Below are 12,404 nucleotides of genomic sequence, written 5' to 3' on the forward strand. Positions count from 1 at the left end.
TTTTCATAGCGCCTATTTTTCTTCTTTGTGAACATTTGATAATTTAAGTATGCAGTGACCGAAGTCACTGGCACTTTCATCAAACGCCCACACTTATCGACTGTTAATTGTTAAAGAACTTTATTCGGTACTGATTCTGCGCGGTGCGAAGCGTTGTGTTCGTTGCAGCAGAGAGGGCATATTATGTAGGATAAGTCCTGCACTGTCAAGCCTTTTAAAACATCCTGCTGTTCAGGCAGTACCCGATGAATCATCCGCAACATGTTGATTCGTTGCAGCTTTTTACCGGGAGGCGAACTATAGCAAAGACGCGGCCAGCCTGCAAGGGCCGCCAGCTGTAATTCGAACCAACTTGGGCCGGGCAGGTAGAATGACAACCCTCACCGCCGCCCTCTGCCTCTCATGACAATTATTCTTTCCACCCTGAATGCCCGCTACACCCATGCCTCGCTGGGTCTGCGCTATCTGCTGGCGAACATGGCGGAGCTGACGGCGCAGACGCGCATCGCGGAATTTGTCATCGGCGCCAAGACCACGGAACTGGTCGAACGCCTGCTGGCCCATCAGCCGCGCATCATCGGCCTTGGTGTCTATATATGGAACGTCGAAGAGACCACCAGGGTGGTGGCGATGCTCAAGCGCGTCGCCCCTGGCGTCACGGTGGTGCTGGGCGGGCCCGAGGTGTCGCATGAAACAAGCGGCCAGGAAATCGTCCGGCTGGCCGACTACGTCGTCACCGGCTGGGGGGAAGTGACTTTTACCGACTTGTGCCGGCAAATCCTGGCCGGGCCGCAGCCGCTGATGAAGGTCCATGCGGGTGTGCAGCCGCCGCTGGCCGAACTGCAGCTGCCTTACGCTTTATACTCGGACCACGATATCGCCCACCGCACCATTTATGTGGAAGCTTCGCGTGGCTGCCCTTTTAAATGCGAGTTTTGCCTGTCGGCGCTGGACAAGACGGCGTGGCCGTTCGCCCTCGACGCTTTTCTCGCCGAAATGGAAGCACTGCATGCGCGCGGTGCGCGGCTGTTCAAGTTCGTCGACCGCACCTTCAACCTGAACATCAAGACCAGCCTGAAGATCATGCAGTTCTTCCTCGATAAGCTGGCAGCCAATCCGGACGATCCCGTCTACGCCCACTTCGAGCTGGTACCCGACCATCTGCCCGATGCATTGAAGGAAGGCATCGCCCAATTCCCGCCCGGTGCGCTGCAGTTCGAAATCGGCATCCAGAGTTTTAATCCGGCGGTGCAGGCGCTGGTCAGCCGGCGCCAGGACAATGCCAAGGCCGCCGAAAACATCCGCTGGCTGTGCGAGCATTCGCACGCTCACCTGCACGTCGACCTGATCGCCGGCCTGCCGGGCGAAGACGTCGCCAGTTTTGCGCGCGGCTTTGATCAGCTGGTGGCCTTGCAACCCCATGAAATCCAGTTCGGCATCCTCAAGCGCCTGCGCGGTACCCCCATCATCCGCCACACCGAGCCGTTCGGCATGGTGTTCGATCCCTACCCGCCGTACACCATCCTGGCCACCAGTCTGATCGACTTTGGCACCATGCTGCGCCTGGTGCGCTTTGCCCGCTACTGGGACCTGGTGGCCAATTCAGGCCGCTTTACCCACACCATCGTGGCCCTGCTGGCCGATGCGCCGTTTGAAAACTTCATGGCCTTTAGCGACTGGATGTATGGACAGACCGATGCCACCCACCGCATCGCGCTCGACCGCCTGGCGGCACTGGTGAGGCGTTTTCTCGAGCTGCAGGGGATGGCACACGAGGACGCTGTTGCCCTGGTGCGCAGCGATTGCGCCGGCAAACTCGATACCACCAGGGCCACAACAACGGCGGCGGCAGCGCCCCAGCGCCAGGCGCGTCACCTGGCAGCCTGAGACTGGCCCCTGCTGCACGCTACAGAACAGGTATAGCAGATGCGCCCAAAGTCTTTTACACTGGCGTAATGCCAATTGAAAACGCGCCAACCCTCGACACCCATGCAAGCGACGCCGGCACCACTGACGCCATCGTCGCCGGCGGCATCTGGCAGGTGCACGCGCTCGGCGAACGCAGCACCATCAAAGCGCTCGGCACACAGCTGGCCGCCTTAAAAGACGCGCCGCGCACCTGGGACCTGTCGCAGGTGATCAGCATCGACCATATCGGCGCCCAACTGTTCTGGAATGCCTGGGGCAAGAAACGGCCTGCCGATCTGATCCTGGCGCCGCGCCAGGAAGAGCTGTTCAAGCGCATCGAGGAATCGAGCAAGGTCACCGCGCCGGCGCGCGCCAGCCGCACCGGCGTGGTGATGAAGCTGGGCCTGACGATCCTGCGCTTCTTCGAACACATGGGCGGGTTTATCAAGCTCATCGGCCAGGTGGTGCAAGACATCGGCCGCTTTGTGCGTCACCCGCTCAGCGGCCCATGGCGCGAAGTGTCGGCGAATATCTATCACGCCGGCTTTCAGGCGCTGGGCATCACGGCGCTGGTGGGTTTTCTGATCGGCATCGTGCTGTCCTATCTGTCGGCGCAGCAGTTGCGCATGTTCGGCGGCGATATGTACCTCGTCAATATTCTGGGCATGAGCGTGATCCGCGAACTCGGTCCGCTGCTGGCGGCCATCCTGGTGGCCGGCCGCTCGGGCTCCTCCATCACCGCCCAGCTGGGCGTGATGCGGGTTACCGAGGAACTCGACGCCATGCTGGTGATGGGGATTTCGCACGGCTATCGCCTGATCATGCCGAAGGTGCTGGCACTGGCCATCTCGATGCCGCTGATCGTGGTCTGGACCGATGCCATGGCGCTGATCGGCGGCATGATCTCGGCGAAGATCGAACTGGGGCTGTCGGCGCGCTATTTCATTCAAAAGTTGCCCGACGCGGTGCCGCTGGCGAATTATTCGATCGGCCTGTTAAAAGGCTGCGTGTTCGGCACCCTGATCGCGCTGGTGTCGTGCCACTTCGGTTTGCGCATCAAGCCCAATACCGAAAGCCTCGGCGTCGGCACCACCACCTCGGTGGTCACCGCCATCACCGTGGTCATTCTGGCCGACGCCGTCTTTGCCATCATCTTTAACGGCGTGGGGTTTTGATGGCCGCCGACGACCTGAAAGCCGAGCGCGCGCCGCCGCGCCTGACCAAGATGCCGGCCACCGAGGTCGGCCCGCCACTGGTGGAAATCGATGGCCTGTGGACCAAATTCGGTAAAACCGTGGTACACCAGGACCTCAACCTGGAAATTTATTCGGGCGAAATCCTCTCCATCGTCGGCGGTTCCGGCACCGGCAAGACGGTGTTATTAAGGCAGATGCTGGGCCTCGAGCGTCCTTCGCACGGCACCGTAAAAGTGTTTGGCGAAGACATCAGCGCGGCCGATGCCGACCAGCTGCGGCGCATGCGCAACCACTGGGGCATGCTGTTCCAGCAGGGCGCCCTGTATTCAGCGCTAACGGTGTTCGACAATATCGCCCAGCCCATGCGCGAGCTGCGCGCGCTGCCGGAAGACGTCATCTACGACGCCGTGCTGCTCAAAATGAACATGGTGGGCCTCGGTATCGAGCACGCCTTCAAGATGCCGGCCGACCTCTCCGGTGGCATGATCAAGCGCGCTTCGCTGGCGCGCGCGCTGGCGCTCGAGCCGCAGTTGCTGTTTCTCGATGAGCCGACAGCCGGCCTCGACCCCGATCTGTCGGATGCCTTCGTCACCCTGATCCAGTCGCTGCACCGCGAGCTGGGCCTGACGGTGGTGATGGTGACGCACGATCTCGACACCCTGTTCGCGCTGTCGACCCGCATCGCCGTGCTGGCAGAGAAACACGTGATCGCCATCGGACCGACCCGCGATGTGCTGGCGGTCGACCATCCCTTCATCAAACAGTTTTTCCTCGGTGCGCGCGGCCGGCGTGCCCTCGAAGTGCTCGACGAGCATGACGAAGAACTCAAGCACTACGAGCAAGAGCACCAACAACTGGAGCAGGCCTACCAGCAGCAGCAGCTCGAGCGGCAGGAACAGCACGACCAGCATGACCAGCAGCGCGCACACGACCACCCTGCGCCAGAGCAGCCCGGCCAGCCAGATGCCCCGCTCAAGCACGCACCAAGGACCTAATTATGGAAAACCGATCGCACGCCCTGATGACGGGCTTTTTCACCATCTTCCTGCTCATTGCAGCGATATTGGCCGGCATGTGGTTCAACCGCGACCGCACCGAGCGGGTGCCCTACGTGATCGCCACCACCGAGTCGATTCCCGGCCTCAATCCGCAGGCATCGGTGCGCTACCGCGGCCTCGAAGTGGGGCGCGTTGACGACATCCATTTCAATCCGGCGGTGGCCGGCCAGATCGTCCTGAACCTGTCGGTCGATACCGAAACGCCCGTCACCACCACCACCTACGCCACCCTCGGCTACCAGGGCGTGACGGGGATCGCCTTCATTCAGCTCGACGATGAAAAGACCGGCTCACCCCTGCTCAAAAGCAGCAAGGCTCATCTGGCGGCGCTGCCCTTGCGCCAGGGTCTGCTCGATCAGCTGGAAAAACGCGGCCTGGTGATCCTCGAAAAAACCGATCAGATCACCACCAAGATCAACAGCCTGATGAGCGACGCCAACCAGAAAATCATCATCGGCGCCTTCGACAAGGTGGGCAAAACGGCCGACGCCTACGCCGATTTGCCGAAGCAGCTCGAGCCCGCACTGCAGCGCATTCCGCAACTGACCGCCAAGGCCGAACAGAGCCTGGCCGCGTTCAGCGAACTGTCCGGCAGCGCCACCCGCATGACCAACAATATCGACCGCCTGGCCACCTCGCTGCAAGCGGCAGACGGCCCGCTCGGCAAGCTGACCACCACCATCGACAAGGTGGGTGGCAATCTGCAGGATGTCACCAGCGACCTCACGCTCGAGACGCTGCCGCACGTGGTGTCGATGACGGACGAGGCGCGCACTTCGCTGCGCGCCGTCAAGCGCACCGCCAACGCGCTGTCGGACCGCCCGCAAGGTCTCATCTTCGGCAATTCACCGGCCACGCCGGGACCAGGCGAAGCCGGTTTCGTCGCCCCGACCAAATAAGGAGCATCGATGCCTACCTTCTCTGTTTCTACTGTCCTGCGCAACACCGCTAGCGCTGCCGCTGTCGTCGCGGCCCTGGTACTGGCTGGCTGTGCCGCCGGCAGCAAGGCGCCCGCCGCCGTCACCTACGATTTCGGCTCGCCCGTGCGCCCCATGGTGAGCTCGGCGGCGGCCACCGCCATGCCAGCGCTGGTCATCACCGACGTCACCGGCAACTCCGCCTTCGACAGCGAACGCATGTACTATCGCCTCAATTATGCCGATCCCCTGCAGGCGCGCCCGTACGCCAACAGCCGCTGGTCGACCACCCCGCTGCAGCTGCTGACCCAGCGCTTCAAGTCGCGCATCGGCCAGGCTGGCGTGAAAGTGCTGTCGGCCACCGATGCCTCCACCGGCGTGCCGCTGCTGCGCATCGACCTCGATGATTTCACCCACACCTTCGACAGCACCAGCGCCAGCTATGGCGAAGTGGTGCTGCGGGCATCGCTGTTCCAGGGCCGCATGCTGGCCGACCAGCGCACCTTTACCCGCAAGGTGGCGGCGCCCACTGCCGACGCCGGCGGCGGCGCGCGCGCGCTGGCGGCAGCCACCGACGCCGTGGCCGCCGACCTGATCGTCTGGCTGGGAAGCGCGCAGCTGCCAGCGCGCTGATGCCTGCAATGGACACGCTCGACGATCCGCTGGGCGCGCATGACAGCGGTGCCAGCGCTGCGACATCAGCGCCGGCGCCGGCCATGCGCGAACGTCGCAAGGGCTCGCCGATCGCCCGCGCGGCGCTGCTCGCCTATCTGCTGCTGATTGTCTACGCCAGCTGGTTTCCCTTCAGCGGCTGGCGCAGCACCGGGCTGTCGCCACTGGCCTATCTGACGCTGGTGCCGCCGCGCTACTGGACGGTGTTCGACGTCGGTGTCAACGTGGTCGGCTACATCCCGCTCGGCATGCTGCTGGTCGCTTCGCTCAATCCGCGCCTGCGCGGCCTGTGGGCGGTGCTGGCCACCACCGTGATTGGCCTGCTGGTATCGGGCAGCATGGAAGCGGTGCAGACTTATTTGCCCAGCCGGGTGCCATCGAACCTCGACTTTCTGACCAATTCGGCGGGCTGCTTCATCGGCGCCCTGATCGGCACCGTCGGCGCCCGCAAATACCTCAATCACAGCCGCATGCTGCAGATTCGCGAAGCCTGGTTTGCCCACCACGCCAGCCAGGGCCTGGTGCTGGTGGCCTTGTGGCCGCTGGCCCAGGTGTACCCGCAAAACTACCTGTTCGGCAATGGCCAGGTGCTGCCCATCATTTCCGAATGGCTGTCCGACTGGCTCGAACGCGATATCGACCTGGTAGCCCTGCTGCACCCGGGTGCGGCCATGACGGTCGAACAGTACTGGCTGTCGGAGACCATCGTCACCGCCTGCGGCATGGCCGGCGCCGTGCTCACCATGCTGTGCCTGTTGCGCCCGGGCGCGCCGCGGCTGGTGCTGATGCTGTTGACGCTGGCCGGCGCGCTGGTGGTCAAGACGCTGGCCAGTTCCCTGCTATTTACCCCCGATAACGCCTACGTCTGGATTACTCCCGGTGCGCAGGGCGGCCTGCTGATCGGCGCCATGCTGGTGGCCGGCCTGGCGTTTGCGCCGCAGGTGGCGCAGCGCCGGCTGGCGATGGTGACGATGTTATTGAGCCTGGTGGTGGTCAATTCGATCCCCGCCAACCCGTATTTTGTCTCCACCCTGCAAGGCTGGGTACAGGGCAAATTTCTTAATTTTAATGGCGCGGCCCAATGCCTGTCACTGCTATGGCCCTTCGTTGCCCTCTGGTATTTGCTGCTGCCATCCCATAAACTCAACCGCCAGTAGCGGCGATGATGCATCATCGATGCCCGCAGCTGTGACCGACAAGGAAGACTCTCTGATGAGCGACACCAACGACAAACCGTACTTCAACAAACACGTGTTCTTCTGCATCAATGCGCGCGAAGATGGCCGCCAGTCCTGCGCCGAGCAGGGCGCACTGGCGGCGCAAAAACACTGCAAATCGCGCGTCAAGCAACTGGGCTTGAACGGCGTCGGCCAGATCCGTATCAACCAGGCGGGCTGCCTGGACCGCTGCGAAGAAGGACCGGTACTGGTGGTCTACCCGGAAGGCACCTGGTACACCTATGTCGACAACAGCGACATCGACGAAATCGTCGACAGCCACCTGGTCGGCGGCAAGATCGTCGAGCGCCTGAAAATTTGATACCCCAACTTGTTACTTGTTTAGAAGTTATCCCATGAGCTCACATACCGAACGATTCTCCCTCAGCGGCCACGCCGGCAACATGGAGTGCGTGATCGACCTGCCCGACACCGAGCAGTTTGCGGCGGCCCGCGGCATCGCCCTGGTCGCCCACCCGCACCCGCTGTACGGCGGCACCATGGACAACAAGGTGGCGCACGCGCTGGCGCGCACCTTCGTCGGCCTCGGCTACGTGGCGGTGCGCTTCAATTTTCGCGGGGTGGGCGCGTCCGAAGGCGTGCATGACCATGGCAATGGCGAAACCGACGACATGCAAGTGATGTACGACCACATCACTGCCAAATACCCGGGCCTGCCGGTTGCCCTGGCTGGATTCTCGTTCGGCACCTTCGTGCAATCGCAGTTCCATCAGCGCCTGCTGGCCGCCGGCAAGCGCGCCGAGCGACTGGTGCTGGTGGGCGCCGCCGCCGGCAAATGGGCGATGGCCGACGTGCCAGCCGACACCATCCTGATCCACGGCGAGACCGACGACACCATTCCCCTGGCCGACGTGTTCGACTGGGCCCGTCCGCAAGACATCGCCGTCATCGTCATTCCCGGCGCCGACCATTTCTTCCACCGCAAACTGGGCCACATCAAGAGCCTGGTCACTCAGCTGTGGCGGCGTGATTAGCGCGTCGCGCGTCACATCAGCGTCTATAATTAACCCCACTCTTCAACGGCAATGCCCGAACCCCATTGCCGGCGTTTTTTACCTCACACCGACGACTCCCATGAAAAAATTCCTTGCGGCCCTGGCCGCTAGCCTCGCCTTGATGAGCGCGGCCGTTGCGCAGACATTGCCGCCTCCCACCATCGCTGCCAAGTCGTGGATCCTGCTCGATTCCACCAGCGGCCAGGTAATTGCCGCGCAAGACCAGAATGCGCGCATCGAACCGGCCTCGCTGACCAAGATCATGACCGCCTACGTCACCTTCCAGGCCTTGCGCGACAAGAAAATCGACCTCAACCAGATGGTCAATGTCTCGGTGCGCGCCTGGAAAGTCGACGCCAGCAGTTCCAAGATGTTCATCGACCCGGCCACCCCCGTCAAAATCAACGACTTGCTGTACGGCTTGATGGTGCAGTCGGGTAACGATGCGGCCGTCGCCCTGGCTGAAGCAGTCGCTGGCGACGAAGGGGCCTTCGTCGAACTGATGAACCGCGAAGCGCAGCGCATGGGCATGAAAAATTCCCATTTTGCCAATCCGCACGGCCTGCCCAGCGCGGATAACTATTCGACGGCGCAAGACCTGTCGACCCTGGCCGCGCGCGTGATCAAGGATTTTCCCGAGTTTTACAAGATCGACTCCGTCAAGAGTTTTACGTATAACAAGATCACGCAACCGAACCGCAACCGCCTGCTGTGGCTTGATCCCACCGTCGACGGCATGAAAACGGGCCATACGGAAAACGCCGGCTTTTGCATGATCGCTTCGGCCCACCGTCCCAACGGCACCCAGGGCGAGCGCCGCCTGATCTCGGTGGTGCTGGGCACCACCTCCGATTCGGCGCGCACCCAGGAAAGCCAGAAACTGCTCAACTGGGGCTTCCAGAATTTCGATACCGTCAAACTGTACGCCAGGGGCCAGGCGATCCAGACGCCGGAAGTATGGAAAGGCGCCAAGTCAGCCGTCAAGATCGGCTTTGCCAATGATGTGCTGGTGACGGTACCCAAAGGCGTGGCCGGCAAAATGAAACCGGTGCTCGAACGCAAGGACCCGCTGGTCGCGCCGCTGGCCCTGAATGCCAAGGTGGGCACGCTCAAAATGACGGTGGACGGCAAAACGATTTTGGAACTGCCGGTGGTGGCTCTCGAAGAAGTGCCGCTGGCATCGATCTTTGGCCGCGCCTGGGATTCGCTGCGCTTGATGTTTAAATAATGTTTAAATAAAGTTCAAATAAAATTTAAATAAAGTTCAAATAAAGAGCGGGAGCTTCACCATGCTGTCCACCACTTCGGCTGTCGCGCCGGCCAACTCAACCTTGTCTCCCATCATCGCCGGCATGTGGCGCATGGCCGAATGGCAGCTGTCGGTGGACCAGCGCGTCACCTTCATCGAGCGCTGTCTGGCGCTCGGCGTGAGCAGCTTCGACCATGCCGACATCTACGGCAACTACAGTGTCGAAGCGCTGTTCGGCGCCGCCCTGCAGGCGCAGCCGGGCCTGCGCCAGCGCATGCAGCTGGTCAGCAAGTGCGGCATCAAGCTGCTCGCTCCGGCGCGCGGCCAGTCGATCCAGCATTACGATACCAGCGCGGCCCACATCATCGCCTCGGCCGAGCAGTCGCTGCGCCACCTGCATACCGATTACCTCGACATGCTGCTGATCCACCGCCCCGATCCGCTGATGGACTTCGACGAGATTGCCGATGCGTTCAGCAGCCTGATCAAGGCGGGCAAGGTGCGCCAGGTCGGCGTGTCCAACTTCAGCCGCCACCAGTTCGACTGCCTGCACCGGCGCGTGTCGCTGGCCACCAACCAGGTCGAATTCTCTCCCTTGTGCGTGGCGCCGATGTTCGACGAAACCTTCGATGGCTTGCAGGACCTGCAGGTGGCGCCGATGATCTGGTCGCCGCTGGCGGGCGGGCGCCTGTTGACCGGCAGTGATGCCCACGTCACGCAGTTGCGCGCGGTCATCCAGGAAATTGCCGACCGGCTCGAGCAGCCGTTTGTCAGCGTGGTATTCGCCTGGATCCTGCGCATGCCTTGCAAACCGCGTCCGCTAACCGGCAGTGGCCGCCTCGATGCCATCGCCCTGGCGATGCGGGGCACCACCTTCACCCTGAGCCGGACCGACTGGTTCGCCATCCTGCGCGCAGCACGCGGCCACGAAGTGGCGTAAAGGAGCCGTCGTCATGGACCAGTCCCTTAAAATTGTCGAAGGCAGCGCCTTGAGCGGCGCGCAAAAAAAAGATTTGTTGAACCGCCTGGCGCGCATCGAAGGGCAGTTGCGGGGCGTACAAAAACTGATCGCGCTAGCGGCGCTGCCGGACGATTGCGACGCCGTTGCCCAGCAGATGGCGGCGGCGCGAAAAGCGCTCGACCGCTCTTTCGTGCAACTGCTCACCAGCAGCATGCTCAATCAAAGCGCCAATGCCACCAGCGTCGAACAGGCGCGCACCAGTGCCGAGCAGCTGGCGGCGATGCTCGACAAGTTCGCCTGAGCGGGTCCGCGCTTAATCAGTAAACACTTGCGGCGGCGGGATTTTGGTCCAGCCTTGCATCCAGGCGATGTTCAACAGCAGCGTGGCGCTCACATAGACGAGGAAAAACAGCACAAAGTATCGTGTCTGCAACCATGCCAGCAAGCCCAGGTTGATTGCCAGCGCCAGCCACAGCCACTTGTTTTTCGGCTGCTTGGAGCTGGGAAAGCGCACGGTCGACACCATCAGCGTACCGACCCCGACCATCAGCAACATCACCAGCCACGCTTGCAGCATGGTGGTCAGCGGCGCCGGCCAGGCCACCACCACGGCGGCCACGCAGGCGGCACCGGCGGTAATCGGCATGCCGACAAAATAGCGCGGATCGGTGCGGCCCACGCTGACATTGAAGCGGGCCAGCCGCAGGGCGCCGCAAGCGACAAAGATGAAGCAGGCGATGCCGCCGGCGCGCAGCAAGGTGGGGTGGTCCTGGCCGAACTGGGCAAATCCGTAGCAGTACAACAACAGCCCCGGCGCACAGCCGAAATTCATGACGTCGGCAATCGAATCGAGCTGCATGCCGAAGTCGGACTGGGTGTTGGTGGCCCGCGCCACGAAGCCGTCGAGGGCGTCGAAGATCCCGGCCAGCACCAGCAAGATGGCGGCCATGCGGTAGGCCGACGGATCGCCGACGGGCGCATTGTCGACCGAAATGACGATGCTGCCAAAACCACAGGCGATCGATAGCAAGGTGACCATGCTGGGCAAGGCAAACTTGGCGCGCGCCATGCGCTGTTGGCGGGTAGATTTCAAAATAGGAACTCGTGGTGGCTGCGAATGGCCCATTTTACAGGGGCTGGCAATAGGAGCTAGTTCCATCACGCTGCCAGCAAACCTCACTCAATTGTAATAATGACCTAGAATCGTGATTACTCCGACCCGCCAATCGAATCATGACTTTCAACGCCTGTTGCCGCCGTATCCTGCCCTTGCTGCTCGCCGGCCTGCTCAACGCCTGCGGCGGCGGCGCTAGCGACAGCGCCAGCACGCCGGCGGCGACACCCGCCAATTCCACCACGTCCGACAGCGCCGCCAATCCAGGTGCGCCCGTCAGTGTCGGCAATGTCGCCGTCGACGGCCGCAACTGGATCAACTACCGGCGCAGCCAGCTGGGCCTGTCGATACTGAGCGACAACGCGCTGGTCGCCCAGGCGGCGCAAAGTCACTCGGATTACCAGCGGATCAACGATCTGATCAGCCACGATGAAGATCCGGCCAAGAGCGGCTTTACCGGCATCGGCCTCGATGCCCGGCTGGCGACGGCCGGTTTTAAATTGACACGAAATAATTTTGCGTACGGCGAAGTCATTTCCGCCACCACCAATCCGTCCGGCTTTTTTATGGCGGAAGAACTGGTGACGGCAATCTACCACCGCTTCGTCATGTTCGAGCCCGTGTTCAAGGAAATCGGTACCGGCTCCGGCACCACGCCGCGCAGCTATACGTATTTCACTGCCGACTTCGTCGCCAACAATGGCTATGGCCCGGGGCTGGGCCGCGGCCGCCTGGCGGTGTGGCCGTTTAACGGGCAGAGCGGGGTGCGGGCAAATTTTTTCAGCAACCAGGAAACCCCTGATCCAGTCGACGGGGTTGATGAGGTCGGCTACCCCGTCAGCGTCCAGGGTGACATCAGCGCCACGCTGGCCGTGAGCAGCTTTACGATACGCCCCCGCAACGGTAGCGTGCTGGCGGTCAAGCTGCTGCAAAGCGCCACCGATCCGCACACACCGTCGTCAGCGGCCGCCATCATTCCACTGAACAAGCTTGATGGGGCCACCGTCTATGATGTCGCCTTCAGCGGCAGCGCCGATGGCGTGCCGGTCACGCTGAGCTGGTCATTCACCACCAAATAACAACACAGGCCGCTGCC

The 12,404-nt window shown here is 62.3% G+C and carries 12 protein-coding genes and 1 pseudogene; 12 read left to right on the forward strand and 1 reads right to left on the reverse strand.

Annotated elements, in window-relative coordinates; translation table 11 throughout:
* Positions 1–402 precede the first annotated feature (402 nt).
* The 11 genes and pseudogenes from ACP7BZ_RS12940 to ACP7BZ_RS12990 all read left to right on the forward strand — a co-directional run bounded on the left by ACP7BZ_RS12940 (position 403) and on the right by ACP7BZ_RS12990 (position 10,495).
* Complete coding sequence (locus tag ACP7BZ_RS12940; protein ID WP_426113736.1) at positions 403–1,887, forward strand: DUF4080 domain-containing protein; 1,485 nt, start codon at positions 403–405, stop codon at positions 1,885–1,887.
* Between the two features lie 68 nt (positions 1,888–1,955).
* Entirely contained in the window at positions 1,956–3,083 is a 1,128-nt protein-coding gene (locus ACP7BZ_RS12945) for an MlaE family ABC transporter permease (protein ID WP_426113738.1), read from the forward strand.
* Between the two features lie 50 nt (positions 3,084–3,133).
* Positions 3,134–3,925: pseudogene (locus ACP7BZ_RS12950) on the forward strand (ABC transporter ATP-binding protein); the annotation flags it as partial.
* A gap of 176 nt (positions 3,926–4,101) precedes the next feature.
* Positions 4,102–5,061 carry an MlaD family protein gene (locus ACP7BZ_RS12955; RefSeq protein ID WP_426113739.1) on the forward strand — a complete coding sequence of 320 codons (960 nt, stop codon included), beginning with the start codon at positions 4,102–4,104 and terminating at the stop codon, positions 5,059–5,061.
* A gap of 9 nt (positions 5,062–5,070) precedes the next feature.
* Positions 5,071–5,712, forward strand: a complete 642-nt coding sequence (locus ACP7BZ_RS12960; RefSeq protein ID WP_426113741.1) for an ABC-type transport auxiliary lipoprotein family protein — start codon at positions 5,071–5,073, stop codon at positions 5,710–5,712.
* Between the two features lie 83 nt (positions 5,713–5,795).
* Positions 5,796–6,908 (forward strand): VanZ family protein, encoded by a 1,113-nt coding sequence (locus ACP7BZ_RS12965; RefSeq protein WP_426114267.1) that lies wholly within the window; start codon positions 5,796–5,798, stop codon positions 6,906–6,908.
* Between the two features lie 19 nt (positions 6,909–6,927).
* The gene (locus ACP7BZ_RS12970) at positions 6,928–7,290 is read left to right on the forward strand and encodes a (2Fe-2S) ferredoxin domain-containing protein (RefSeq protein ID WP_426113743.1); all 363 of its coding nucleotides are present in this window, start codon (positions 6,928–6,930) and stop codon (positions 7,288–7,290) included.
* Between the two features lie 34 nt (positions 7,291–7,324).
* Positions 7,325–7,963: an alpha/beta hydrolase gene (locus tag ACP7BZ_RS12975; protein ID WP_426113745.1), complete on the forward strand. Its 639-nt coding sequence runs from the start codon at positions 7,325–7,327 to the stop codon at positions 7,961–7,963.
* 100 nt (positions 7,964–8,063) lie between these two features.
* A complete protein-coding gene (locus tag ACP7BZ_RS12980) occupies positions 8,064–9,212 on the forward strand; it encodes a D-alanyl-D-alanine carboxypeptidase family protein (RefSeq protein ID WP_426113747.1) in 1,149 nt (382 codons plus the stop codon).
* A gap of 61 nt (positions 9,213–9,273) precedes the next feature.
* Positions 9,274–10,173 carry an aldo/keto reductase gene (locus ACP7BZ_RS12985; protein WP_426113749.1) on the forward strand — a complete coding sequence of 300 codons (900 nt, stop codon included), beginning with the start codon at positions 9,274–9,276 and terminating at the stop codon, positions 10,171–10,173.
* Positions 10,174–10,186: 13 nt separating this feature from the next.
* The gene (locus ACP7BZ_RS12990) at positions 10,187–10,495 is read left to right on the forward strand and encodes a metal-sensitive transcriptional regulator (RefSeq protein WP_426113751.1); all 309 of its coding nucleotides are present in this window, start codon (positions 10,187–10,189) and stop codon (positions 10,493–10,495) included.
* Between the two features lie 12 nt (positions 10,496–10,507).
* Here the strand turns inward: ACP7BZ_RS12990 and pssA are convergent, their stop codons facing one another.
* Positions 10,508–11,263, reverse strand: coding sequence for a CDP-diacylglycerol--serine O-phosphatidyltransferase (gene pssA, locus ACP7BZ_RS12995; RefSeq protein ID WP_426114269.1), 756 nt, complete (start codon positions 11,261–11,263; stop codon positions 10,508–10,510).
* A gap of 164 nt (positions 11,264–11,427) precedes the next feature.
* Between pssA and ACP7BZ_RS13000 the strand changes: the two genes are divergently transcribed.
* On the forward strand, positions 11,428–12,387 hold the full coding sequence (locus ACP7BZ_RS13000) for a CAP domain-containing protein (protein ID WP_426113752.1): 960 nt from the start codon (positions 11,428–11,430) through the stop codon (positions 12,385–12,387).
* Positions 12,388–12,404: the final 17 nt, after the last annotated feature.

The sequence above is a fragment of the Massilia sp. PWRC2 genome, assembly GCF_049896725.1.
GTDB lineage: Bacteria > Pseudomonadota > Gammaproteobacteria > Burkholderiales > Burkholderiaceae_D > JAFCUW01.